22 protein-coding genes are annotated in these 25228 nt (G+C 61.1%); 14 read left to right on the top strand and 8 right to left on the bottom strand.

The features are described from left to right. Nucleotides 1–236: 236 nt before the first annotated feature. The 6 genes from leuC to ilvD all read left to right on the top strand — a co-directional run bounded on the left by leuC (nt 237) and on the right by ilvD (nt 6140). A complete protein-coding gene (gene leuC, locus Q0X18_RS06220; RefSeq protein WP_297559857.1) occupies nt 237–1661 on the top strand; it encodes a 3-isopropylmalate dehydratase large subunit in 1425 nt (474 codons plus the stop codon). Nucleotides 1662–1698: 37 nt separating this feature from the next. Next, a complete protein-coding gene (locus Q0X18_RS06215; RefSeq protein ID WP_297559855.1) occupies nt 1699–1911 on the top strand; it encodes a hypothetical protein in 213 nt (70 codons plus the stop codon). Next, entirely contained in the window at nt 1912–2517 is a 606-nt protein-coding gene (leuD, locus tag Q0X18_RS06210) for a 3-isopropylmalate dehydratase small subunit (protein WP_297559852.1), read from the top strand. 13 nt (nt 2518–2530) lie between these two features. Beyond that, the gene (leuB, locus tag Q0X18_RS06205; RefSeq protein ID WP_297559849.1) at nt 2531–3583 is read left to right on the top strand and encodes a 3-isopropylmalate dehydrogenase; all 1053 of its coding nucleotides are present in this window, start codon (nt 2531–2533) and stop codon (nt 3581–3583) included. Between the two features lie 100 nt (nt 3584–3683). Then, nucleotides 3684–4433, top strand: a complete 750-nt coding sequence (locus tag Q0X18_RS06200) for an SDR family NAD(P)-dependent oxidoreductase (RefSeq protein ID WP_297559847.1) — start codon at nt 3684–3686, stop codon at nt 4431–4433. A 42-nt stretch (nt 4434–4475) separates the two neighbouring features. After that, nucleotides 4476–6140 carry a dihydroxy-acid dehydratase gene (gene ilvD, locus Q0X18_RS06195; RefSeq protein WP_297559844.1) on the top strand — a complete coding sequence of 555 codons (1665 nt, stop codon included), beginning with the start codon at nt 4476–4478 and terminating at the stop codon, nt 6138–6140. 413 nt (nt 6141–6553) lie between these two features. Here ilvD and Q0X18_RS06190 read toward each other — a convergent pair whose 3' ends face one another. Further along, nucleotides 6554–7531: an NAD(P)-dependent alcohol dehydrogenase gene (locus Q0X18_RS06190; protein WP_297559837.1), complete on the bottom strand. Its 978-nt coding sequence runs from the start codon at nt 7529–7531 to the stop codon at nt 6554–6556. Nucleotides 7532–7745: 214 nt separating this feature from the next. Here Q0X18_RS06190 and Q0X18_RS06185 point away from each other — a divergent pair, with 214 nt between their 5' ends. From Q0X18_RS06185 to Q0X18_RS06175, 3 genes are all read left to right on the top strand, one after another. Continuing rightward, complete coding sequence (locus Q0X18_RS06185; RefSeq protein WP_297559834.1) at nt 7746–8360, top strand: TetR/AcrR family transcriptional regulator; 615 nt, start codon at nt 7746–7748, stop codon at nt 8358–8360. Nucleotides 8361–8412: 52 nt separating this feature from the next. Then, entirely contained in the window at nt 8413–9186 is a 774-nt protein-coding gene (locus Q0X18_RS06180) for an RNA methyltransferase (protein ID WP_297559831.1), read from the top strand. Nucleotides 9187–9286: 100 nt separating this feature from the next. Then, entirely contained in the window at nt 9287–10876 is a 1590-nt protein-coding gene (locus tag Q0X18_RS06175; RefSeq protein ID WP_297559829.1) for a sensor histidine kinase, read from the top strand. Nucleotides 10877–10878: 2 nt separating this feature from the next. Here the strand turns inward: Q0X18_RS06175 and Q0X18_RS06170 are convergent, their stop codons facing one another. Then, nucleotides 10879–13227 (bottom strand): hypothetical protein, encoded by a 2349-nt coding sequence (locus Q0X18_RS06170; protein ID WP_297559826.1) that lies wholly within the window; start codon nt 13225–13227, stop codon nt 10879–10881. A gap of 189 nt (nt 13228–13416) precedes the next feature. Between Q0X18_RS06170 and Q0X18_RS06165 the strand changes: the two genes are divergently transcribed. From Q0X18_RS06165 to Q0X18_RS06145, 5 genes are all read left to right on the top strand, one after another. Next, nucleotides 13417–14259, top strand: a complete 843-nt coding sequence (locus tag Q0X18_RS06165) for an endo alpha-1,4 polygalactosaminidase (RefSeq protein ID WP_297559823.1) — start codon at nt 13417–13419, stop codon at nt 14257–14259. A 469-nt stretch (nt 14260–14728) separates the two neighbouring features. Further along, nucleotides 14729–16993, top strand: coding sequence for a hypothetical protein (locus Q0X18_RS06160; RefSeq protein WP_297559820.1), 2265 nt, complete (start codon nt 14729–14731; stop codon nt 16991–16993). Nucleotides 16994–17029: 36 nt separating this feature from the next. Then, nucleotides 17030–18532, top strand: a complete 1503-nt coding sequence (gene pelF, locus Q0X18_RS06155; protein ID WP_297559818.1) for a GT4 family glycosyltransferase PelF — start codon at nt 17030–17032, stop codon at nt 18530–18532. Nucleotides 18533–18724: 192 nt separating this feature from the next. Continuing rightward, nucleotides 18725–20155 (top strand): hypothetical protein, encoded by a 1431-nt coding sequence (locus Q0X18_RS06150; RefSeq protein WP_297559816.1) that lies wholly within the window; start codon nt 18725–18727, stop codon nt 20153–20155. Between the two features lie 8 nt (nt 20156–20163). After that, a complete protein-coding gene (locus tag Q0X18_RS06145) occupies nt 20164–20871 on the top strand; it encodes an endo alpha-1,4 polygalactosaminidase (RefSeq protein WP_297559813.1) in 708 nt (235 codons plus the stop codon). Here Q0X18_RS06145 and cdd read toward each other — a convergent pair. The 6 genes from cdd to Q0X18_RS06115 form a co-directional block, all read right to left on the bottom strand. Beyond that, a complete protein-coding gene (cdd, locus tag Q0X18_RS06140) occupies nt 20858–21292 on the bottom strand; it encodes a cytidine deaminase (protein ID WP_297559811.1) in 435 nt (144 codons plus the stop codon). The genes Q0X18_RS06145 and cdd overlap by 14 nt on opposite strands. 59 nt (nt 21293–21351) lie before the next feature. Next, nucleotides 21352–22728: a hemolysin family protein gene (locus Q0X18_RS06135; protein ID WP_297559809.1), complete on the bottom strand. Its 1377-nt coding sequence runs from the start codon at nt 22726–22728 to the stop codon at nt 21352–21354. A 104-nt stretch (nt 22729–22832) separates the two neighbouring features. After that, nucleotides 22833–23237, bottom strand: coding sequence for a diacylglycerol kinase family protein (locus Q0X18_RS06130; protein ID WP_297559806.1), 405 nt, complete (start codon nt 23235–23237; stop codon nt 22833–22835). Nucleotides 23238–23241: 4 nt separating this feature from the next. Then, entirely contained in the window at nt 23242–23667 is a 426-nt protein-coding gene (ybeY, locus tag Q0X18_RS06125) for an rRNA maturation RNase YbeY (RefSeq protein ID WP_297559803.1), read from the bottom strand. Then, nucleotides 23668–24645: a PhoH family protein gene (locus tag Q0X18_RS06120; protein ID WP_297559799.1), complete on the bottom strand. Its 978-nt coding sequence runs from the start codon at nt 24643–24645 to the stop codon at nt 23668–23670. It lies immediately after the preceding gene. Further along, complete coding sequence (locus tag Q0X18_RS06115; RefSeq protein WP_297559796.1) at nt 24615–25130, bottom strand: hypothetical protein; 516 nt, start codon at nt 25128–25130, stop codon at nt 24615–24617. The genes Q0X18_RS06120 and Q0X18_RS06115 overlap by 31 nt, the downstream gene beginning before the upstream one ends. Nucleotides 25131–25228 lie beyond the last annotated feature (98 nt).

Genomic DNA, 25228 nt, shown 5'->3' with positions numbered 1-25228 from the left:
TCCACAGCATACCCACTTTGCGGTCATGGCTCCTGCGAATCGGCCACATACGCGTTTCTTGCTGCTTCAAACCGGGCCTTGACGTTTTGGTATACCAAAGCCTATACTTTTGGCGATGCCGGCTCGAGTAAAGCAGCTCCTACTAAGCCCCGCTCGAGGGGTCTAGCTGCTGTACTGCACGACCCCAGGGCCCTACGCCGCTGGGGTTTTTGAGGCGCTCAAAGGAGAGGACATCTATGGGCAAAAGTTTGTACGAGAAAGTCTGGGAGAGCCACGCCATCCGAACCCTGCCCAACGGGCAGACCCAGCTGTTCATCGATACCCACCTGATCCACGAGGTCACCAGCCCCCAGGCCTTTGGTATGTTGCGCGACCTGGGCCTCAAGGTGCGCTTTCCTGAACGCACCTTTGCCACGGTAGACCACATCGTGCCCACCCACTCCCTGCTCGAGCCCTTCGAAGACCCCCAGGCCGACGAGATGATTCGGCAACTGCGCAAGAACGTGCAGGACTTCGGGATTACCTTTTTCGACGTGACCTCGGGGCTTCAGGGTATCGTGCACGTGATTGGCCCCGAGAACGGCATCACCCAGCCCGGCATGACCATCGCCTGCGGCGACTCCCACACCTCGACCCACGGGGCGTTTGGGGCCATCGCCTTCGGGATTGGCACCACCCAGGTGCGCGATGTGCTGGCCACCCAGACCATGGCCGTCAGCAAGCTCAAGGTGCGGCGCATCAACGTTGAGGGCCAGCTTCGTCCAGGGGTCTACGCCAAGGACGTGATCCTGCACATCATCAAGGTGCTGGGGGTCAATGGCGGCATCGGCTACGCCTACGAGTACGGCGGCAGCGTCTTCGATAACTTCAGCATGGAAGAGCGCATGACCGTCTGCAACATGAGCATCGAGGGCGGGGCTCGCATCGGCTACGTCAACCCCGACCAGACCACCTTCGACTACCTGAAGGGCCGCCCCTACGCCCCCAAGGGCGAGGAGTGGGAAAAAGCCGTGGCCCGCTGGAAGGCCCTAGCCTCCGACCCCGACGCCCACTACGACGACGTGGTGAACATCCGAGCCGAGGACATCGCCCCGACGGTGACCTGGGGCATCAACCCCGGCCAGGGTTGTGCCATCACCGACCGGGTGCCCGACCCGGCCCTCTACCCCGAGGCCGAGCGACCCGGGCTGGAAGAGGCCCTCAAGCACATGAAACTGAAGCCCGGCCAGCCCATCAAAGGCGTTAAGGTGGATGTGGCCTTTTTGGGAAGCTGCACCAACGGGCGCATCTCCGACTTCCGCGAGGCCGCCAAGTACCTCAAGGGCCGCAAGGTGGCCCCGGGGGTGCGGGCCATTGCAGTACCGGGCTCGCAGCAGGTGGCTAAGCAGTGCGAGGAGGAGGGCATCGCCGAGATCTTCCGCCAGGCCGGGTTCGAGTGGCGCGGGGCGGGCTGCTCGATGTGCCTGGCTATGAACCCCGACAAGCTGGTGGGGGATGAGCTGTGCGCCAGCAGCTCCAACCGCAACTTCAAGGGCCGCCAGGGCAGCGCCACGGGCCGCACCGTGCTGATGTCGCCGGTGATGGTGATAGCAGCGGCGGTAACCGGCCAGATAAGCGATGCGCGGGAGGTGTTTGGGGTCGAGGCGCTGGTGGGGGCATAAGTCGGTAAACCCAGATACGCTTGATGGTGAGGTTCGTTTGTCCACGAAGAATCTGATTCGCGGGGTGACGCTGGTGGCGGCCTCGGTGCTGCTTTCGCTGGCGACCCTGGGACTATGGCTGGGCAACCTGGAGACCAACCCGCTCTTAAGTTGGGTGGTGTTCGGGGTGGGCTTTGCCCTTTGTTCCGCGGCGGCCATTGTGGGGGTCTGGAGCATTATGGGGTTTTTCAGAGACAAGGAGGGTAAGTAAATGGCTTTAGAACCAATCAAGCAGGTGCAGGGCCGGGCTGTGCACGTCCCCGGCAACGATATCGACACCGACCGCATCACGCCGGCGCGCTACTTGAAGGTGGTCACCTTTGACGGGCTGGGCGAGGCCCTTTTCTACGATGAGCGCTTCAATCCCGACGGCTCCGAAAAGCCGCACCCCCTGAACGATCCCCGCTTCAAAGGGGCCAGCATTATGCTGGTGGGGGCCAATTTTGGCTGCGGCAGCAGCCGCGAGCACTCGCCCCAGGCCATCTACCGTGCCGGTTTCCGGGCCCTGGTGGGGGAGAGCTTTGCCGAAATTTTCTTCGGCAACGCCACCGCCCTCTCCATGCCCTGCGTGACCGCTTCCAAGGCCGACATCGAGCAGCTGGCCCAGGCCATCGAGCAAGACCCCAGCCTGCTGGTGACGATAGATGTGGAGCGCCTCGAGGTGCGCTACGCAGACACCACCTTTAAGGTAAACCTGCCCGCCACCGCGCAAAAGGCCCTGGTGGAGGGCCGCTGGGATCCCATCGCCGACCTGCTGGAAGCGGGCGAGCTAATCGAGCAGGCTGCGGCCCGGCTGCCCAAGGCCACCCGCCAGTAAAGAAAGGAACCCCATGCCCAAAATCGCACTGCTTCCCGGTGACGGTATCGGCCCCGAAGTGACCTATGCGGCGGTGGAGGTGCTCAAAGCCGCCGATCAGGTGTATGGTCTGAACCTCGAGTTCGAGGCTTTTCCCTTTGGCGGCAACGCCATAGACGTCCACGGCGAGCCCTTCCCCGAAATTACCCGAAAGGGCTGCCTGGAGGCCGACGCCATCCTGCTGGGGGCCATCGGCGGGCCCAAGTGGGACAACGTGCCCCGCCACCTGCGGGCCGAGACCGGCCTGCTGGCTTTGCGCAAAGCCCACGGCCTGTACGCCAACCTGCGCCCGGCCAAGGTGCTGCCGGGCCTGGAGGCGCTTTCTCCCCTCAAGCCCGAGATCGCTCGAGGGGTGGATGTGCTGGTCATCCGTGAGCTGACCGGCGGCATCTACTTTGGCGAGCCGCGCGGCATGAGCGAGGCCGAGGGCTGGAACACCGAGCGCTACAGCAAGCCCGAGGTGGAGCGCATCGCCCGGGTGGCCTTCGAGGCGGCCCGCAAGCGGCGCAACCAGGTGTGCAGCGTGGACAAAGCCAACGTGCTCGAGGTCGGCGAGTTCTGGCGCAAGACCGTGGACGAGGTGCACCAGCACTACCCCGACGTAGCCCTCGAGCACCAGTACGTGGACGCCATGGCCATGCACCTGGTCACCCGGCCCAGCCGGTTCGACGTGGTGGTGACCGGCAACATCTTTGGCGATATCTTGTCCGACCTGGCCAGCGTGCTGCCCGGCTCCCTGGGCCTCCTGCCTTCGGCCAGCCTGGGCGAAAAAACCCCCCTGTTCGAGCCCGTGCATGGTTCCGCGCCCGATATTGCCGGCAAGGGCACCGCCAACCCCACCGCGGCCATTTTGTCGGCGGCCATGCTGCTCACCCATGCGCTGAACCGGCCCGAGGTGGCCCGGCAGATCGAGGAGGCGGTGGCCGCCGCCCTGGCCACCAACCCCACCCCCGACCTGGGCGGTCAGGCCAGCACCCAGGCCTTTACCCAGCAGGTTATTGCGGCCTTGCACAAAGTGGCCGCCTGACCGCAATCTTAAGCAACCCCTCTACGCAACCTCGAGATGGCGGGTATAGCCAGCCGGATACCCCCTGGCCTTTTGCAGCAATAGGTCGTATACAAAGAGCATGAAACTGAAAGGACAGACCTTCATCATCACCGGGGCCAGCCGGGGCATCGGCGAAGCCCTGGCCCTGGAGCTGGCTCGAGCCGGGGCCCACCTGGTCATTGGGGCCCGCAACCAGAAGGCCCTCGAGTTCGCGTGCGAGGAGGTGCGGGGCCTGGGGGTGCGCTGTGAGGCGGTGGCCGGAAGCGCAGCCAGCGCTGCGGTGGCCGAGGCGATGGTTAAGGCCGCGCTCGAGATCGGAAACTTTGTGGGGTTTATCCACAACGCCGGTGTGCTCAATGCCGGCCCGCTGGCCTACGAACTCATCGAGGCCCAGTACGACGAGATCATGGACTCCAACGTCAAGGGCGGCTACCATCTGGCCCGCTTTGCCTATCCCCATCTAATCCGCCAGCCCGGCAGCGTGGCGGTGTTTCTGGGCTCGGGGGTGGCCGAGCACAACATACCCGGCATGGGCATCTATGCCATCGCCAAGGCCGCCGAGGAACACCTGGCCCGGCAACTGGCACTGGAAGCGCCCGAAGTTACTTGCTTTACCTTCCGACCGGGCATCGTGGAGACCGAGATGCAGCGGCAGCTTCGGGAGGCCCAGGGGAGCGCCAGCGAGACCCTGCGGCCCCTGTTCCGGGGCTACCAGAGCCAGGGGCGGGTACTCACCCCCGAGCAGTCGGCCAGGGCCCTGGTGCGGATCCTCGAGGGCGACCCCCGGCGCTTTCACGGTAAAATTGCAACGGTTACAGACGGCTCATAACAAATAAACCCTTTCACCTTCGGCTTTTGGCGAGGTTTTTCTATGCGTTCGGACATCATCAAAAAAGGCCCTCAACAAGCCCCCGCCCGGGCCATGCTGCGCGCGGTGGGCATCGGCGACGAAGAATTCAAGATTCCCTGGGTGGGCATCGTGAACACCTGGACCGAGGGGATGCCCTGCAACTTCCACCTGCGCGACCTGGCCGCCGACCTGAAGATTGGGGCCAAGGAGGCCGGCTTCCAGACCTTCGAGTTTGGGGCCCCGGCCATCTCCGACGGCATCAGCATGGGAACGGTGGGTATGCGGGCCTCGCTGGTGAGCCGCGAGGTGATCGCCGATAGCATCGAGCTCATCGCCCAGGGCTACCTCTACGACGGCATGGTGGCCCTGGTGGCCTGCGACAAGACCAACCCCGGGGCCATGATGGGGGTGATCCGGGCCAACGTGCCCAGCCTGGTGCTGTATGGCGGCTCCATTGCCCCCGGCCTCCTGCGCGGCAAAAAGCAGACCGTGGTCTCTGTCTTCGAGGCGGTGGGGCAGTACGCCGCCGGCCAGATCACCGAGGAGGAGCTGGCCGAGGTCGAGCGCACCGCCATCCCCGGCCCTGGTGCTTGCGGTGGGCAGTACACCGCCAACACCATGGCCATGGTGCTGGAGGTGATGGGGTTTTCGCCCATCGGCTACAACGCCATTCCGGCCATCGCCCCCGAGAAAAAAGAGGCCGGGCGGCGGGCCATGCAGATTCTGGCCGAGGCCATCCAGGCGGGCCGCACCCCCAAGAGCTTCCTGACCAAAAAGAGCTTCACCAATGCGATTGCCGCGGTAGCAGCCACCGGCGGCTCCACCAACGCGGTGCTGCACCTGCTGGCTATCGCTAAAGAGGCCGGCATCAAGCTCACGCTCGAGGAGTTCGACAAAATCTCGCGCAAAACCCCGGTGATTGCCGATATGCGCCCCTGGGGCCAGTACACCGCCTGGGAGCTTTGGGAAGCCGGAGGTATTCCGCTGGTGATTCGCCGCTTGATTGAAGGCGGCCTGATTGACGGCGACCAGATGACCGTGAGCGGGAAAACCCTCTGGCAGGAGGTCAAAAACGCCAAGGAAACCAAAGGCCAGAAGGTGGTCGCCAGCGCCAAAAAACCCTTCAAACCCGAAGGGGGCCTGCGGGTGCTCAAGGGTTCGCTGGCCCCGGACGGCGCGGTGCTCAAACTGGCCGGCACCGAGACCAAGGTGCACCGGGGGCCGGCCCGGGTTTTCGACGGTGAACAAAGCGCCATGAAGGCCGTGCTGAAAAAGCAGATCAAGCCCGGCGACGTGGTGGTGATCCGCTATGAAGGCCCCAAGGGGGCCCCTGGGATGCCCGAGATGCTCTCGGTGACCTCGGCCCTGGTGGGCGAGGGGCTGGGGCCGTATGTGGCCCTGGTGACTGACGGGCGCTTCAGCGGCGGCACCAAGGGCCTGATGATCGGGCACGTGGCCCCCGAGGCCCAGGTGGGCGGGCCCATCGCGCTGGTTGAGGAGGGCGACATCATCTCGATTGACTGCGACCGGGGGGTGCTCAACCTGGAGGTCTCGGAAAAGGAGCTGGCCCGGCGGGCCAAAGCCTGGAAGCCCCCCAAGCCCCACTACAAAAGCGGGCTGTTTGCGCGCTACGCGGCGCTGGTGAGCAGTGCGCGGGAGGGGGCAGTTTTGTTGAAGCCCGAGTGAGATGGGCGAGAACAAAAGAGACCTGCGTAAAGTTCGAGGGCTGGCTCGAGCACATCGCCATCAATAGCCAAGGGGCGCGTAGTATAAAGGGCCGCCAAAAATGGCTGTTAGATTGCAGAAGCGCCTTCCAGGAGGCAAGCAATGACTATTGGCACGGCCTCGAGTTCGAAGATGAGCTGAGCGATAAAGCATAGGCTCGAGGCCTCGTATTGCCCTCGCACCAATCGGTCTCTAGCTCGGCAGTTACCTCGAGCGTAGCGGGCGTCTGCGGTAGGCGATAAAATCACCATTCCGTCTGCAGTCCAAATTTGTGCGCCGCTAGAGCCCTCCTCACCACATCTCCCAGCCAGACCGCGCATAAAAGCCTGGCGCCAGACTTGGAAAGGGAAAGGGTAGCGAAGGCGGCCCTACCCTTAGCTGTGGCTCACCTCGACCACCACGCTCCCTCGCTTGCGCCCGGTCTCCACGTAGCGGTGGGCCTCGGCAATCTGCTCCAGGGCATAGCGGCGGTCTATCACCGGCTGGAGACTGCCTTCTTGGGCGAGCCTTGCTAACGTCTGCACGTATTCGGCTCGTTCGCTGGTTGGCCCGGCGATCACACTCTTGCTGCTCGTCGCCGACTCCCAGGGGGCCGAAAGCATCTGCCACAACGTAGCCAGCACCAGTAGCAGTCGTCCACCCTTGCGCAGCGAGTTCTTGCTGCGGGCGAAGGGGGCTGTGCCCACGGTGTCTACGATCACGTCGTAGGTTTGGCCGCTGGCGCTGAAGTCCTCTTTGGTGTAGTCAATTACCTGCTGAGCGCCCAACGAGCGCACCAGCTCGGCGTTTGCGCCGCTGCACACAGCGGTCACCTCGGCCCCGAAGTGTCGGGCAAGCTGCACGGCAGCCACCCCCACCGCCCCCGAGGCCCCGTTGACCAGTACCTTGTCCCCGGCCTTTAGCCTGGCTCGCTGGTAGAAGTCCAGCATGGTGCTGCCACCGAAAGGGAGAGCGGCGGCATCCGCGTAGCTCAGGCCGGATGGAATTGGAGCCAGCGCCCCGCTCTCTGGCAGACACTTGTACTGGGCATGAGCACCCATCCGGAGACCATCCATGCCGAAGACCCGGTCGCCTACCTTGAAGCGGGTGACGTTTTTGCCCACTGCCTCGACCTCGCCTGCAAACTCGCTGCCTAGCACGGTCTGCCTCGGGCGCACCACCCCCATAGCCAGACGGATTATCAGCCCAAAGCCCGCAGGCACATTGAGGCCGCGCACCCTGCAGTCTCCAGAAGTGACGGTGGTGGCATAGATCTTGACCCGTACCTCATGATCCCTCGGGGTCGGCTTGGGCAGTTCGGCAAGTTTTAGAATCTCGGGCGGGCCGTATATTTCGCGCAGGACAGCCTTCATGGTGTTTGACTGAACCGAGCGATCTGCTCTGATAGGGGTCGGCTGGGCGGTTGCTTTCATTTTTAGCACTCCTTTACCTTACGCTGTAAGATAATGGAACAACTGTAGCCTTACGTCGTAAGATTGTCAATAGAGGAACTGTCCAATGCCCCAAAACAACCCTAAAAGATCTAGCGCAAAACCCCAGCCCAGGGCCAGGCTGAGCCGTGAAAGGGTGCTGCAGAAAGCCCTCGAGATCGCCGACCAAAAGGGCTTCCACGCCCTTACCATGCGCCGCCTGGCTCAGGAGCTGGGCGTGGAGGCTATGTCGCTTTATTACCACTTCGCCAACAAGGATCAGCTCTTGGACGCGATGATTGACCTGGTATTCGCCGAGATCGAACTGCCCTCCAGGGGTACCTGGAAAAGTCGGCTTCGGGCTCGAGCCGCCTCTGCTCGAGCGGTCCTTGTGCGCCACCGCTGGGCATTGGGGCTAATGGAGTCGCGTACCTCGCCCGGCCCGGCCACCCTGCACCACCACAATGCCGTACTCGAATGCCTCCGCACAAATGGTTTTACGGTTGCGGCAGCCGCCCATGCCTATTCGCTGCTGGATAGCTACATCTACGGCTTCGTTTTGCAGGAACTCAATCTACCTTTCAACCGCTTTGAGGAGTCAAGCCCTGCTGCCGACAGCATCATGGCGGAGGTCGCCGAAGGAAACTATCCCTACCTCGTCGAGATGGCCTCCGAGCATGTTTTAAAAGCGGGTTACGACTATAGCAAGGAATTCGATATCGGCCTCGAGATCGTGCTGGACGGGCTCGAGCGCTTGCGAGACCAAAACTGAACCGACAACCAAAGCCTCGACGCATCCGGCCCAAGCCCTTAGGCTATAGCCGATGGATTGGCTCGAGAACATCCGCATCGTGCTGGTAGGCAGCCAGGAACCTATGAACATTGGGGCCGCAGCCCGTGCCATGCAGAACTTTGGCATACAGGACTTGTGGCTCGTTGCGCCTGAGCCTCGGGTGCGGGAGGATCTGGCACGGCACCCCGGGGGTTCGATGGCCTACCGTTTAGCGGTGCACGCCGAGGATATCCTGGACAGGATGAGGGTGGTGGAAACCCTGCCCGAGGCCGTGGCCGATGCGCGGATGGTGGTAGGCACTACGGTGCGCGAAAGGGAGATTTATACCGGGCCGGTGGTTGGGCCCCGGCCGATGGCCGAGCGGGTTGCCCAGGTAGCGCCACAGGGTAAGGTGGCAGTAGTGTTCGGGCGCGAGACCTCGGGACTGACCACCGATGAAATTGACCTGTCCCAGCTGATCGTACGCATTCCCACCTCGCCCAAGCAACCCAGTCTGAACCTGGCCCAGGCGGTGTTGCTGCTGTGCTACGAAATTTTTGGGGTTGCCATGGCCCCACCCAAGCCCGAGCCTGCCCAGCTCGCCAGCCAGGAAGCCCTGCAACAGCTATTCGATGACCTGCGCGAGTACATTTTGCGCATCGGCTTCACCGATGAAAAACGGCTGCCCTACGCGATTAGGCGATTCAGACGACTCTTGTACAAGGCACAGCTGACCCCTGGTGAGCTGCAGTTCCTGCGGGGCTTTCTGCACCAAAGCCGCTGGTATGCCCAGTATGGAAGACGCAAAACCGACCTGGAAGGGTAAAGCTGTTTGCATGGCGGCTTCCTGCACGAAGCCGCCTGTAAAGCCTGTGGTTTCCGATAAACCGTGCGATTTCCCTAAGCCGCCCCTATAATCGTTTCGCATGGAGCCTGCCCCGAGCCTGTATCGCCTGATCAAGCTATACCGGCTGATTTTGCCGCTAGCGATTGTGCTGGTGGTGGTGCTCTTTGAGCTTTCCCTCGAGCCCTATCAGGGGCAGCCGGTGGCCTTCTGGCTGCGGATGGGCTTTTATGGTCTGGTGGGGCCCCTGGTCACCTGGATGACCCTGGAGTGGATTGCCCAGCAGGTACAAGACCGCGAGCGGGCCCAGCGGGCGCTGGAGGTAGCCAACCGACGGCTGGAGGCCGTGGGCAACATCCTCAAGCGGGCCTCGGCGGCCGACAACCTCGAGCAGGCCCTGGCCTCGGTGGTGCAGGAGGTAGCCCAGGCACTGGGTATGGAGGCCGCCCTGACCCTTGAGGGGGTACGGGCTACCTCGCCCGGCTTTAGGGCAGGTTCGGGGCCTTTGTATGAAGTAAAGCTACCGGGCTTGGATGGGAAGCTCGAGGTGACCCTGTCCCGCCCGCTCTCCAACGAGGAGCGGGCTTTTCTGGAGGTGTTGGTGGCTGAGGTGGCTGGGGCGCTGGAATCGGTGCGAGCCCGCAGCCGCGATCTGCTCACGCTCTACGAGGTAGATCAGGCCCTGCGGGCCGAGGCCAACCTGGGCCGGTTGCTCGAGCGCCTGATGGATCGCATCCTGGCCTGGGCAGGGGCCACCGGGGGCGGGGTGCTTTTGCTGGACGAGGAAAACTTTTTACAACCCCAGGTGTTGCGCAACCTCGAGCTGCCCCCTCATGCTTTTATGCCCGATCAGCGCTGGAAGGAAGCCCTGGAATCGCCGGTGTTTGTGAGTGAGAACCTGCTGGCCGTACCCCTGCGCGAGCAGTCCGCCATCGGGTTGTTGCTGGTGCAGGGCGAGGCCGAAAACCTGCGCCAACGCCTGCCCTTCTTACGCTTCCTGGCCGCGCAGGTTACCCTGGCGGTGCGCAACGCCCAGGCGTATCTGCGGGCCGAGGAGCTGGCCCTTACCGAGGAGCGTAACCGCATCGCCCGCGAAATCCACGACGGTATCGCCCAGGCCCTGGCCTTCATGGCCCTCAAGCTCGACCTGTCCGAGCGCCTGCTACAAACCGATCCTGAACGGGCCCTGGAAGAGTTGCACCAGGTCAAAGAGACCTTGCGCGCCCAGATTCGCGAGGTGCGCCGTAGCATTTTTGCCCTGCGGCCCATCGACCTCGAGCGCTACGGCTTCCTGGAATCGGTGCGGCGCTACGCTACCGCCTTTGCCGAGCAGGCGGGTTTCCGGGTGCGCCTCAGCCTGCCCGAAAAAATCGAACTCTCCCAGGCCTCCGAGCTGGTCTTTTTCCGGGTGCTACAGGAAGCCCTTACCAACGCGGCCAAGCACGCCCGGCCCGGTTTGGTGCAGGTCAGGCTCACCCCGCTGGGCGAACGGGGTGGCGTGCTGGAGATCAGCGACAACGGGCGGGGGTTTAAAGCTGGCACCTCAGCGAACGGTCTGGGCGGGTTTGGCCTGACCCAGATGCGCGAACGGGTGGAGGCGCGAGGGGGGCGTTTTGAGGTGGTATCGGTAGAAAACCAGGGTACCACCGTGCGGGCCGAGCTACCGTTTTGACCTCAGCGGGGTGCAAGCCAGAACGGCAGTAAGCGCGGTTCCTTGGCTTTTACCTGGTGCTGCGCCGAGAGCCTGCTGGCGTTGTAAATGCCCCCAGCGCTGGCGGCATCAAAGCTGAAGCCATCCAGGTTGAGGCCGGTGGGCGGGAGGGGGCTCTGGGCCAGGGGCAGCCAGTCGGTCAGGGGAAGGCTCACCTGCACCGCGCTAAACGACCAGTCAAGCTCGAGGTTGCTTCGCAAACCCCAGGCGGCTTGCCAGCCGTTGGCGGGGGCGTTGGCAGGGGAGGGGGCGCAGGGGGTCTGGGTGGCCGCACAGGTCTGAGCGAGGTCGGGGACGGTGTAGCTGTTGGTGCTGCCCAGCCAGCCCTGCGAGAGGTGCAGGTGCCACTCGAGGTTGGTGTTGGGGGCCACCGCCAACTGCTCGAGCTGCAGGCTGAACAGTTGGCTGCCGCTGCCTGACCACGAATACGGGCTCCAGGTGGTCTGGAAGCGGTTGTTTTGCAGGTTCAGATGGGCTTCCGGCAGGCTCAGGAAGCTGGTGCTCAGGTTCTGGGGGTTGGCAAAGCCCCGCAGCGCCTGCCGGGAACGCAGGCTCAGGTTGCTGAAGGTGGTCTCGCGGGCATTGAAAACATAGAACTCGTTGGGCATCCGCTGACCGGCGGGGATGGCGCTGTAGGTTAGATTGGCCGCCTTTTGCTGGCTGTCCGCCAGGTAAAGGGTCTGGGTGGTGGGGGTCAGGTAGGCCAGGTAGCTCAGGCCCTGGGCCGCGGGGTTGGGGTTGGTTAAGGTGGCGGTGTAGGAGCCCTCGAGGGCAAACGAGTTGGGCCCGTTGGTGTCAAGATTAAACGTTTGGTTGCCTCCCACGGAATAGTTTCGCTCGAATACGGCCCGATCTGCCTGGAATATGGTGCCAGGTGCGCTGGGGGGTAAGTAGCGCAGGGCCATCAGGTCGGCGGTGCCCTGGCGCACGCCTTGCAGCAGGTAGCCAGAGTAGGCCGGGGTGGGGGGGAAGTCGCCCGTTCGGGCCGGGTCTACAAAGTCGCTGGCGGTGCCGTAGGCTACCTGGCCGTAGCTGCCTGCCAGACCGTTCAACTGCCCGTTCAGGTTCGAGAAGAAACCACTGGTGGCTGCCGGGGGACACTGCAAGACCAGGCCACGCGCCTCGCCCAGCGTGAGCTGGTAGACGCTCACCTGATGGGTGGTGAGGCCGGCCTCGGTTCTGCTGCACACCACCGCCCAGCCATAGCGTTCCGCAGTGTTGCCAATGCGAAGGCGGTAGCTGCCAGCGGTGGGTTGTACTACCTGCCAGGCTCCGCTATCGCCCTGGGCGGCAACCCAGATGGCTCCGTTAGCGGTAAGCTCGGCCTGATCAAACACATTTAGCAGTACCAGAGCGGTGCGCTCGAGCGTGCCCTGCACACCCCGTACCCGTAGCATATAGTCTCCCAGGGGCAGGTCTGAGGCGGCGGAAATGGTAAGGGTGGAACTAGTGCTGTCTGTTTCGGCCGGTGCAAAGGTTGCGCGGATGCCTGTGGGTAGCGGAGTGCCGTCGGAGCGCTCGAGGCTCAGGGCGATGGGGCCGGATAAATTAATACGAGTAATTGCTATGGTCCCGCTGCTGGTCTCTCCCCGCTGAAGGCTGATATTCTGGGCCAGGTTTAGCTGGAAGTCGGGTTCTGGCAAGGCCTCCAGGACTGTGAGGGTGAAGTCCAGGGTGCGCTCGAGGCTACCCAATTTGGCCCGGATACGCAGGGGGTATGGGGTAATGCTCGCCGTGGGGGCCACCGAAATCCGCAGGATGGAAAGGGTGCTGTTGGGCAGGGTAGGACTAAAAGTCGCACTAAGGCCGTCGGGCAAGGGGGCGCCGTTTTGCTGCTCGAGGTACAGCTCCAAAGTACCCGCCACATTGACGCGTACCACATTCAACAGCAGGTCTGCGCTCTGCCCCTGGCGGATGCTGGGGGTGAGGTTATCGAGGCTCAGTTGCAAATCGGGCGCGCTGGCTGGTTCCACCTGGAGGGGCAGGTCGGCGGTCTGAGAAAAGCCGCCCTGCGATACACGTACTTGCAGGGTGAAGTTGCCGGGGGTGGCACTGCCCGAAGCCTGTACCCGCAGGGTGGTGGTATTGCCGAGAATGCTGTTGGGTTCAAAGATGGCTTTCACTCCAGCGGGTGGAGGGTTTGTTAGCTCGAGCACAACATATCCAGTTAGGTTGGTTCGCACGAGGGTAATGGCGACATCCCTGGTTTCACCCTGCTTGAGGGTTAGGCTGGTGGGCGCGAAGGTTATTTGCACGCTGGGTTGGGGGTTGGGCCGCGTACAGCCTGCCAGCAACAGCAGCGTGGCTAACATTACCCATAAACAGTTCTTGAATGCACTCATCCTCACGCTTTGACGATAGCACCCACCCAAACGATGTCAAGCCAGGTAGCGTTACTTGAGTGACCTACCCTGGGAGGGTACTATATGAGAAGTTGCTCAAGGGGCCTACATCCCATCTCCACAATACCCTGATCCATCCGGAGTCAAATGATGCTGCATATGTTGCGCTACCTGTGGATGTTGGCCATCGCTGTTACGGCCTGTGGAAGTATCCCAGACGTGAGTACCCCGAGCCCTACCCCTTCCCCTCCGGCTAACCCCGCGCCTCCGGCCCCAGCCCCAGGCAGTTGGTGGAAGCCCGCGGCCAACGCCACCTGGCATATCCAGTACGCCGGCACCCTGGACAAAACCCGCCAGGTTGCTGTCTATAACGTGGATTTATTCGATACCCCAGCCAGCGTGGTGCAGGAGCTGGCAGCCAGGGGGGTCAAGGCAGTTTGCTACCTGAGCGCAGGCTCCTGGGAAAACTGGCGGCCCGACAAAAACCAGTTTCCCCCCGAGGTACTGGGCCGCAACTACGACGGCTGGCCGGGGGAGCGCTGGCTGGATATCCGCCAGATTGATAAGCTGGCCCCCATCCTGCGGGCCCGGCTCGACCTCTGCAAGCAAAAAGGTTTTGTGGGGGTAGACCCCGACAACGTGAATGGCTACCAGAACAACACCGGCTTTCCCCTCACGGCCCAGGATCAGGTTCGCTTCAACCGCTGGCTGGCAGCCGAAGCCCACCAGCGCGGCCTGGCTATCGGTCTCAAAAACACCACCGAACTGCTCCCAAAGCTCATCAACGACTTCGATTTTCTCGTTACCGAGGAGTGCTTTGACCAGGGCTGGTGCAACCAGACCCGGCCCATGGTGCAAGCCGGTAAGCCGGTGCTCAACATCGAATACACCGATACCCGCATTAAAAGCGCCTCGCAGTTCTGCTCCAACAGCACCAGCCTGGGTATTTTTTCCATCCTCAAGCGGCGAGAGCTGGATGCTTGGGTAGAAGAGTGCAGGTAACTCCCCCGTTAAGTCGAAATAAAACGCTCTAGACGCAAAAATCCCACCGAGCCCTGGGGGCTCGAGTGGGATTTGCACATACCTTAGCCACTGAGCAAAGGCGGGGCATAACTGCGGTGAAGTGTGCCCCTGGACAGCTCTGCGGTTTTTTGTGAAGCTATAAGCGAGGGTAATTTTGAACCCGTCAACCTTGAAAAAGGGGATATGTCTGTGCTCTATACGCGGTTAATGTAACGAAAGGTAACAAGCTGGTTATCTCAATGTGTTTTGAAATCTTCCTCTACCCTAAGGTTCAGGGAACCATTGCTTTTCTGCCGTAGTCAACAAGAGGGGCCAAAAAAGAATGAAAAACATCATCCAAACCATCACCCTCATCCTATCGCAGCTTTTGCATCTACCTGGTACGGTGTGTAGGGCAGTACGCCCCCCACAACCCAAGCTGCTGTCCCGGGTAATCGTGGCAACAGCCATGGTTGTCCTTCTATTGTTGTCTGGGTGCAACCTGCAAAGGGGCAACGATGCTGCCCAGGCCCCCGAAGCATCCCCTCAGACCCCCTCGATGCCCCGCTTCGAGGGCGCTCCGGTGGCCCTGCCGCTCCAGAAAGCCGATGCCAACCGCCCCTTGCCCGAGGTGCGTATTCCGGGCTCGCTACAGCCCCAGCGCGAAGGGGTGCAAACACAGGCGCTTCCCCAAAACCAGGTGGCGCTGCGCATCCTGGTGATTGGCCCAACCCCCGAAGACCCCGGCCTGCAAGCCTGGCGGGCCTTGCTCGACCAACTAGGGGCCAACTACGAGGTCTTGATTGCTGCTACGCAAGATCTAACCCCAACGATGCTGGAAGATAGCTCGGGTGGGCGCTTCCAGGCCATCTTACTGGCCAGCAACAACCTGGCTTACGAAGCCTTGCCGGGGTTTTTTGAAAGCGCATTTAGCGGGGATGAGTGGCTTCGGTTGTGGGACTACCAACGGCGCTATGCGGTGCGCTCGGTCTCGCTGTATACCTTTCCGGGGCCTGGCACCCCCAATACGCGCGCCGCTGATCCCGAGGATTATTGCATTCGGTCGGTTCGGCCAGCGGGCGATGAAGGAGTGCGCACCGATAACCCGGCCACCAATCCGCCGGGCGACCCACCTGAATTCCCCCCTGTTCAGATGACCCTTACCCCTGAGGGGCGGGGTGTGTTTAGCTACCTCAACCCAAACGCAGAGATCCCCATTCGGAACGCCTATCTTTACCCGGCTCGTTTGGCCGAGCCCGAGGAGTCACCTGGCTGTTTGGTGCAGCCGCTTTTGCAGGACTCGAGCGGAAATGTGCTGGGGGTGTTTAGCAGGTCTTCCGATGGACGTGAGCGCATCGCCCTGACCTTTGCCAGCAACCCCTACCTGCTGCACACCCAACTGCTGGGCTACGGCCTCGTTCGCTGGGCTACGCGGGGCCTGTTCATCGGGGAGCGGCGGCATATTCTGGCCGTTGACGTGGACGACTGGGGCCTCGAGTCCGACTGGTGGGACGATGCCCTCCAGCCCGGCGATCCCCTGCGCTACCGGCCCCAGCCCTTCAGGCTTTCGGCACAGGATGCGTGGTCGGTGTACCAGCAGCAGCGCCAGCTCAATGCCAGCTACCCGCTCAGCAACGGCTTCATGCTGAACCTGGCCTTCAACGGGCGCGGGGTGAACCTCGGTGTGGCGGCCAGTTGCAACCCAGGGGTGTCCAGCGGCGACCCCCTGTCCAGCCTAACCAAGTGCCTGGCCAGCCGGATGCGCTGGGTCAACCACACCCGCGACCACCCCTCCATGGACAACATCACCGACCCTGCTGCGCTGCGCTTCCAGATTGCCGAGAACACCCGCCTGGCCAACCAGATGGGCCTTTGGTACAGCACCAAGACCCTCAAAACCGGTGAACTCTCGGGCCTGGGCTGGTACCGTAGCCCCGCCCCGGCTCCGCTGGTTCCCCCAACCCTACCCTCGGAGTGCCCTGCGGTTTCGGGGTCCATCGGCCCTGGTTCGGATGAACCGCGCAAGGATTTTGGCCTGGTCTGCGCCAATCAGGCCCTCCTCGACCGCGCGGTTGAACTGGGTATTCGCTACATCCACGGCAACTACTCGGTGGGTAGCCACAAACCCCCCTGCCCCATCTGCGGGGTGGCGCTGCGCCCCAGCCTGCTAATGATTCCGGTCTGGCCCACCAACATTGCCTACACAGTGACCACCCCGGCTGAGGCCACATCGTTCTACAACTATATTTACGCACCGGGTGGGCGCTTCCCATACTGGCCTAGGGCGCTCACTTACCAGGAAATCCTCGAGCAGGAAACCAACCTGGCCCTCTACCACCTGCAGGTTAGCGCCAGCTCGCACTACTTCCACCAGGCCAACCTGCGCGAGTATGAGCCAGGGCGCAGCCTGGTGTTCGATTACCTGAACCGCTTGATGCAGAAATACACCAGCTACTACAACATCCCGGTGCTCAACCCCTCCTGGGACGAGATTGGGGATTATGTGGCCGAACGCACCAACCACACCAACTTGCTGCAAGCCGGTATCACCGCCACCTGGAACCGCGCCACAAATGAGGTTACATTCACTGCGCCCGCGGATCGCTCCGGTGTACTGTTTTTTACAGGGGCAGCGCAGGGGGTCAGCCAGGTGTATGGGGGGGACACCATTTCAAAAATCAATTTATCTGCAGGGCAGACTTGGCACTTTAGCTATACGCCTCAACCGGAATAAGCGAACTTGTTTACAAAAGTTTTCTCGAGGCCTGCTATGAAGATTGCACTAATTACCGAAGGAACCTACCCTTTTGTGGTGGGCGGGGTGAGTGTATGGTGCGATCAGCTCATTCGCGGCCTGCACGATTTTGAGTTTGAGGTGGTAGCCCTCACCGGCAATGGGCTGGAGACCAGCGCCTACCCCCCACCACCCAACCTGAAAGCAGTGCACAACTTCCCCCTGTGGAATGCGGAACGGCGCAGCCGTACCAGAAACCGGCCTTCACGCTGGTTTGACCAGGTTCACCACAGCTTTGTGACCGCTCTAACCCAGCCCAACTGGGGTACTACCTACTTTCTGTGGGCACTGCGGGCCATGGCGGGTTATGCCCAGCAGGCCGACCTGGGCGCGGCCCTGCTGAGCGAAGCCTCGCTGGGGCGTCTTATCAAGGCCTGGAAGGAGTACCAGCCGCAAGACCCCGCCAATGGCCCCCTCCCAAATCTGACCCTGCAAGATGCCCTTCTGGCCTCGGAACTGATCGAGCACCTGCTAAGGCCCCTGCGCCTGGTTCCCCCCAAAGCCGATGTCTACCATGCAGTCTCTAATGGCCCGGCCGCCCTGGTGGGCATGATGGGTAAATGGCACCATGCCGCTCCTTTTGTCCTGACTGAGCACGGGGTCTATTTGCGGGAGCGCTACCTGAGCTATTTGCAAGCCCCCTACAGCCCGGCGGTACAGACCCTAATTCTCAACTTCTTTCGCTTGCTCTCGAGCACCGCGTACCGGATGGCCGATTTGATTGTGCCGGTGTCGGACTACAACCGTCGCTGGGAAGAGCGCAACGGGGCTTTTCCCTCCTCGATTCGCCCCATTCACAACGGAATTGACCCGGCGCAGTTCCCACCACCTGCCCAGGAGCCAGAGGTTCCCACGCTAACCTTTGTTGGCCGTATAGACCCGCTCAAAGACCTGCACACCCTGATTGAATCCTTTGCCTACACCAAGGAGCGCGTGCCCAACGCCCGCTTGCGGATGTTTGGGCCCACCCCGGCAGGCAATGAGCGCTACCGTGAAAGCTGCGAGAAGCTGATCGAGGAACTCGGATTGCAAGGGGCTGCAACCTTCGAAGGCCGCATCTCTCCGGCAGCGCGGGGCTACCAGGCCGGGCACGTAGCTGTTTTGAGCAGCATCTCGGAGAGTTTCCCCTACGCGGTAATTGAGGCCATGTCTTGTGGACGGGCTACGGTCTCGACCGATGTGGGCGGGGTAAGCGAAGCCGTGGGCGATGCGGGTATTCTGGTGCCGGCCCGGGATCCGGTTGCCATGGGCGAGGCCTGTACAGCGTTGCTCATGGACCCGCAACGCCGCACCGAGATGGGCAAAGCGGCACGGGAAAGGGTGCTCAAATATTTCACCCTCGAGCGCTTTCTGAATGACTACCGAAAAATGTACCAGGATGTGGTTTTCGCGGCTCAAGCCGGGCGAGTTCCTGTCCAAGAAGAGGCGAAAGATCGGGCTGATCTAATGCTGGTAGGTAGTGGTGAGGCTGTTACATGAGATTCCTTACGCCCGACAGGGTCTATTACAATGCATATATCTGTGGGGTGGGGTATCGTGGAGCTGCATTGAGAAGGTGGACACAGCAATGGATGGCGGGGAGCATCCTCCTACTACAACTTCGCAGGAGCACATGCAAATTTGAGCCGTTGGCGGAAGGCCGGTGGGACACCTCGAGGAGTGGCAGTCGGCATGAGCCAGCGTACAGAGTTTTATAGCGAGCGGGGGGTGGCGGTCTTAGCCAGCTACACCCGCACTGGGTACCCGGTGGGTGCCCCAGATCGCCTGACGCCGCTGTTGCAACACCTGGGGCCGCTAATTGAAACCGCAGTGGATGCCCAGCAGGTGGCAGCGGTGCTCGAGGCTCACGGCTACAACGACCGAATGGTGCTGGAACGCTACGGATACCCCAATGTGTTTGAGCTGGCAGAAGCGCTCTATCGGATAGCGCCGCGTCGAGCGGCTGCTTCCAGACGTAAAGCCAATCGCCTACCCGAAACTTTGCGAGAGCTTTCGCATGGGCTTTTTTACGGGATGCCCGGCCTGTTTTTCCCGGCGATTTTTGCCTGGGTGGGTGCCCGGGAAGCCACCCTCGGCCTGATTTTGTCGGCGATTCTGGGCTGGGCCTGGAGTCAGGGCATGATCCGCCTGGCCTATGTGTTGATGGGCCGGGGCTTTGCCCCTGAGGCCCGTCTGTTGCTGCGAACCATGATGTTCATAGGGTTGGGACTCGCAGCGCTAATTGCCCCCGTTGTTCGAGGAAGCCTCGAGCTGGTAGTGTTGGTGGTTCTGCAGATGGCCTACCATATGGCCTCGGGGGTCTTGCTGCTGTATAAGCGTGAACTCTGGCTTCTGCTGGCAACCTCGCCGGCAGTATTGGCGGGGTTGGTGTTCTTGCTGGCTCCAGACCTGCTGGGTGTGGCCCCCACCACCCTGGTGATGATGGGTTCGGTGTTGCTAAGTTTTGCGGCAGCCCTCATCACCCTCCAGGTCAAAGCCACCTACTCCCCCTGGAAGATTTTGCAGCGGCCCGACTGGCTGGATACCCTTCCCCTCATGCTGTACGGCTTGCTGAGCGCAATTTTTGTGTTTCTAAACCCCTTCTGGCACTGGATTACCAATACCCCCATTGCCTCGGGTCTGGCCGTGGTTCCCCTGGTACTGAGCATGGGGGGGTTGGAGTGGCAGTTGCGGGTCTTCCTGGAGCGCATGAGCCTGCTGTTGGCCAGCACCGACGATCTGGGGGTATTTGCTCGCAATGTCAATCGCATCTTTTTTTCGGTGTTGGCTTCGTATGGGCTGCTATTGCTGGCGCTCAGCCTGCTGGCCTTGGTTTTTTTTGACCTGCGCGATTCGCAGGCCCAGGTATTCCTGGTAGCCAATTTTCTGCTTGGCCTGGGATTTTTTGTTGCCTTTACCCTCACTTCCATGAACCGCACCTTGCGGGTGTTGCTGGGCATGGTGCTGGCCCTGATGGTGTATGTGGTGGCTTTTGGTCTGTCTCTACAGGGTTTGCTCCCGCTGGATGGGCACCTGAGCTATCTGCTGGGATGCGGGGTCTTTACGGTTTATTTGCTGCTAGTTGCCTTGCCGGTCTTGCGTGAGCTTCGCAACTATCAGTAGGCACAATTATGGGGTCTTTGTCAGCTAAATCCAGGGTGCTGGCCTTCTACTATGGTCAGGGCAAGCTAAAGCAACTCTGTCGCTACCGCAAGGTGGTGCTCCAGCCCTGGGCCTACACCTCTGCCGAGCTGGCCTTTTTGCGAAACAGCCATACCCAGGCTCTGGCCTATTTGAGCCTGGGCGAGGATCAGCCCATCCCATCACCCTGGCACCGCGACGCCCGCAACCTCGACTGGAACACAGTATATGTGGATCCCGCTCACCCTGGTTGGGTCAGCAGCCGCATGGAAGAAGCAAAAAAGGCAATAGACCAGGGCTTCAGTGGGTTGTTCCTCGATACCCTCGATACCGTGACCCTGTTTCCCCAGGATCGCTACACGATGTTGAGCCTAATTCGGCAGTTGCGACAAGAGTTGAGCGGTATTTCGATAATTGCCAACCGGGGTTTTACGCTCCTGCCCGACCTGGCCACTTTGGTGGACGGGGTGGTGTTGGAGTCGTTTTCTACAACCTGGACGCCCTGGGGCTACTGCATACTGCCTTCTTATGAACTCGAGTACAACCTGAGCTGCCTATTTCGCTTGCAGGGGTTTGGCCTCGAGCTTTACGCGCTGGACTACGCCGATCGTTTCTGGCTCGAGGGTTTTGCCCGACTCCGGGCGATGTACTATGGCCTTCCCACCTTTGTGAGCAACCGCCAGCTCACGCGTCTGTAGAACCCTGGGCTTTGTCCGGTTTATCCAGATACTGCTTGGTAAAGGCATGGGGCAGAAGCTCACCCAGGGTCAGGTGCAGCTCCGAACCGCTCGCGCTCAGGCAGTGTACCGGAGTCTCCGGGCGGGCAAACTCGCTAAGTATTTGCCGACAACCGCCACAAGGAGTTGCGGGTTTTTCTCCCCGGCTGAGCACCCAGACCTCCACAATCTCGCGCTCTCCGGCAGAAACCATCTGCAAGGTGGCCGACTGCTCCGCACAGCGCGAGAGGGGATAGGCGGCGTTTTCTACGTTTACCCCGCCATACAGCCGGCCCGAGCCCGACTTGATCACTGCTGCAACAGCAAAACCCGAGTAGGGTGAGTAGGAGCGATCCAAAAGCTGGTGGAGTTTTTCTAGAACCTTTTTGGGCGTTTTTGGCACAGCTTTAGCATACTGTAGGTCTATACCAGACTCAAAAGGATGGTCTTCGAACCCTGGTATCAGGCCTCCTCTGAAGCGACCGACTCGCTAAGGGTCTCATCGTCGCTGGGCTCCGGGGTTTTCTTCTGCGCCCGCACCCGCTCGATACCCCGCGGATCGGCGGTTTCGACGATAAATACATAGCCGCTGTACTCGAGCTTTTCCCCCACCTCGGGAATATGACCAAACTCGTTCATCAAGAAGCCCGAGAGGGTGTCGTACTCGCCCTCGGGCAGCTCAATGCCCAGCTCTTTTGAGGCCTCCTCGAGCGGTACCGAGGCATCGAGCAGATACACCCCCTCAGCGATCTGCTGCACCTGGCCCACCTCTTCTTCGTCAGACTCGTCGTAAATTTCACCAATTATTTCCTCGATGATGTCCTCGAGGGTAACCAAACCCGCAGTGCCCTTGAATTCGTCTACCACAATGGCCATATGCGTCTTCCGTCGCCTCATCTCGCGCAAAAGCTCTCGAGCACCCATGGTTTCGGGCACAAAATAGGCCGGGTGGCTTATACTGCTCACCTTAATCTGGTCAAGTTCCGGGCCGGTATAATCGAGCAAATCTTTGATGTAGGCCACTCCAACGATGTTATCTACGGTCTCCTGATACACCGGTACCCGAGAATAACGGTGCTCACGGGCCATTGCCCAAAACTCGCGCAGCGTGGCCTCTGCGGATATGGTAACCATATCGACCCTCGGCACCATAATCGAGCGAACTGGGGTTTCCTCGAGGTCGAGGATCTGACTGATGATCTCGCCTTCGCTTTCGTCCAGAACGCCTTCTTTGGAAGAAGCCTCTACGATTAGTTTGAGTTCCTCGGCGCTACCAACCATGGAGTGCGAGGGTGCTTCTTTGAGGCCCATCAGCCTTAGAAAAAAATTGCCGCTGCGACTGAACAGCCAGACCAAGGGGGCGGTAAGCCGCTGGAAAATGTTGAGTGGTAGGATAGTGAACATCGCGACCTGCTCGGTGCGCTGCAGGGCGATGCCTTTGGGGATGAGCTCACCAAAAAGTACTGTCACGAAGGTGATGAGAATAACCGAGAAAGCGAAGCCGAGGCTCGACAGCAGGCCGCTTTCGGCAGCGGCGGCGGCCCCGGGCTGGCCGAATAGCGCCCCGATACCCGTCACAATCAACCGGGTGACGTATGGTTCCCCAAAAGCCCCCAGAACCAGATTGGTGGCAGTGATGCCAAGCTGGGTGGTAGCAATGTAGGCGTCGAGCCGGGCCATGGCGTCTTTGAGCAGCTTGCCCTGCCAGGCGCCACTTTCGGCTAGGTGCTCAACTCGGCTGCGCCGAATCGCTACCAGCGAGAATTCAGCGGTTACGAAAAAAGCATTAACCAGGATGAGAAGAACGACGATGCCAAGACTTCCAGAGATGCTTTCCATAGGGTTTGCGCTAGACCCAACCAAAACTAACTCGCCCCGGAGTGTTCCAGGGCTATGCCGGGATTAAATTTGGAAGGGTAGTCCATACGCTACTAGCCGAGAGTTTACCACAGCCCCAAGCGGCTTACAAGCGGCGGAAAAAACAGCAAAAAGCCGATCAGGGCTGCAATTGTGCTCACTATCAGTACGCTGGCCGCGGCGATGTCTTTGGCGGCTTTGGCGAGTGGGTGGTAGTTGGGGGAGACCAGATCCACCACGGCCTCGAGGGCGGTGTTGATAAGCTCGAGGCCCAACACCAGTGCGATAAGTTGAAGTACGGGAATTGGGTTAACCCCCAGCCACCAGGCCAGGCCCAGGGCCAGACCGCCGATGTACACCTCGAGGCGAAAGTTGCGCTGGCTTTTCCAGGCAAAAAGAACGCCAGCCCAGGCATAAGCAAACGAAGCTCGCAGGCCCCTGAGCGGCAGGGGGTCGGTACCGGGCTTGGGGGGCGGTGTTCGGGTGGGCATAGACCTAAAGCTCGAGGATGCGGGCCTGCGCCTGCCGAAACCCCACCCACTCGGCCTCATTATGGTGGTCGTGGCCCAGCAGGTGCCACAGGGCGTGAGCGGCCAGAACTTTGACCTCGAGCTGTAGCCCATGCCCAAGCTGCTCGGCCTGCCGCAGGGCAGTCTCGAGGCTGATTACTATATCGCCCAGATGCGGCGGCATAAAGGGATCCCCCGGTTCGTAGGTGGGGAATGACAAAACATCGGTTGGGGCGTCCTCGCCCCAATGCACCCTCTTTAGGGCTCGAATTTCGGCGTCGTCGGTCAAAATGATCGTCAACGACTTGTCGCTATGACCGAGTTCATCTAGCAGCTTCTGAAGGGCCTTGCGTACTGCAGGGCCCAGGCCTCGAGGTACTGGGGTGTGCGCTACCAGATATACCCGACCCATCTAGCGTTCGCTTTCGTGCTCATGAGACTCGTAGGCCTTGATGATGCGGGCTACCAGCGGATGACGCACCACGTCGGACTCCAGGAAGCGTTGCTGGGCAATGCCCTGAATACCCTTCAAGATGCGCATGGCTTCCACCAGGCCACTTTTCTGAGCCTTGGGAAGATCGATTTGCGTGATATCGCCGGTAATCACCACCCGGCTGTTGAAGCCCATGCGGGTCAGGAACATTTTCATCTGTTCAGGTGTGGTGTTTTGGGCTTCATCAAGGATTATGAACGCATCGTTGAGGGTGCGGCCCCGCATAAAGGCCAGGGGAGCCACCTCGATCACACCCGATTGGATATATTGATCGAACCGCTCAGCATCGATCATGTCGAAGAGCGCGTCGTAAAGAGGACGTAGATAAGGGTCGATTTTGGCCTGGAGATCGCCCGGCAAAAAGCCAAGACGCTCCCCGGCCTCCACTGCAGGGCGGGTCAGGATAATGCGTTTGACCTTCTTGGCCTTGAGGAAGGCCACCGCCATGGCTACAGCCAGGTAGGTTTTACCCGTACCAGCAGGCCCCACGCCAAAGGTAATGTCGTGGCTGCTGATGGCTTCTACATACTGCCGCTGCCCTGGGGTTTTGGGCTTGAGCCGCCCCGGGAGGGTAATTTCGCCGCCCAGACTGGGCACGGCGGTCTCAACCGGCAGCGACTGGCCATTTTCGGCCACCAAAATTACCTGCTCGAGGGTGCCTGCATCAATTTCAGCCCCCTGGCGTACCAGGGTGACCAGATCGCGTATAACCCGCTCGGTCAGGCGTACAGCCTCTGGATCACCCGTAATCTGCACCTCTTGCCCACGCACTACAAGTTGAGCGGGCAGTAGCTTTCGAAGGGTTCTCAGGTGCTTATCGCTGTGGCCCAGCAGTGACAGGGCCTCTTGCGGCGAGCGAAGGGGAATTATCGCTTTGGTTTGCGGGCTCTTCTCCAATATTGACTCCTGGGTTCGGCCAGCACTTGGTGCCAAACCACACCATTCAGAATAGCATGTGTTGAGGTTGAAAAGGCCCACTGCGTGCCGGTTTTGGCCTCTGTTTTAGCTTTGCCAGGTTCCACCTGCGAAAGTTCTTTGGCTGGGCGTGCGCCGGAGCGGGCTAGGCGTTCCCGCTCGATTTCCTCGAGGCTCTTGGGGCGTCTGGGGGGGGATGATTTGGCTACTGGAGGCTGACTGGGCTGGCTCACCAGGGGTCGGGCAGGTGGGGGGCTGGCGGGCTGGGAGGGTGGAGGGGCCGGGCGCGCTGGTGTACCCGACTGAGGCGGCTGGGCCGGCGCGCGGCGCTCTTCGCCCGGCAGGAGGATCTCGTCGGGTTCAAAGTCGGGGGGCATTTGCTGGCCGCGCCTTAGAAAGCCTTGTAAAGCAGGCAACACGATAAAGAAGAACAGAAACAACAGACCCAAAAGATCATCTAAGCCCATAGAACCCTCCGAAGGAACCGGGGCTGCATAGTCCTGGAAGAAAGAAGACTACACACCCACAGCCCCACGCCTTGGTGTGGCTCGGCAAAGGTGGCATT

This window comes from Meiothermus sp., from assembly GCF_026004075.1.
Taxonomy (GTDB): domain Bacteria; phylum Deinococcota; class Deinococci; order Deinococcales; family Thermaceae; genus Meiothermus.
The sequence above is the reverse complement of the archived record's forward strand: the minus strand, read 5'-3'. Positions and strand labels throughout refer to the sequence as shown.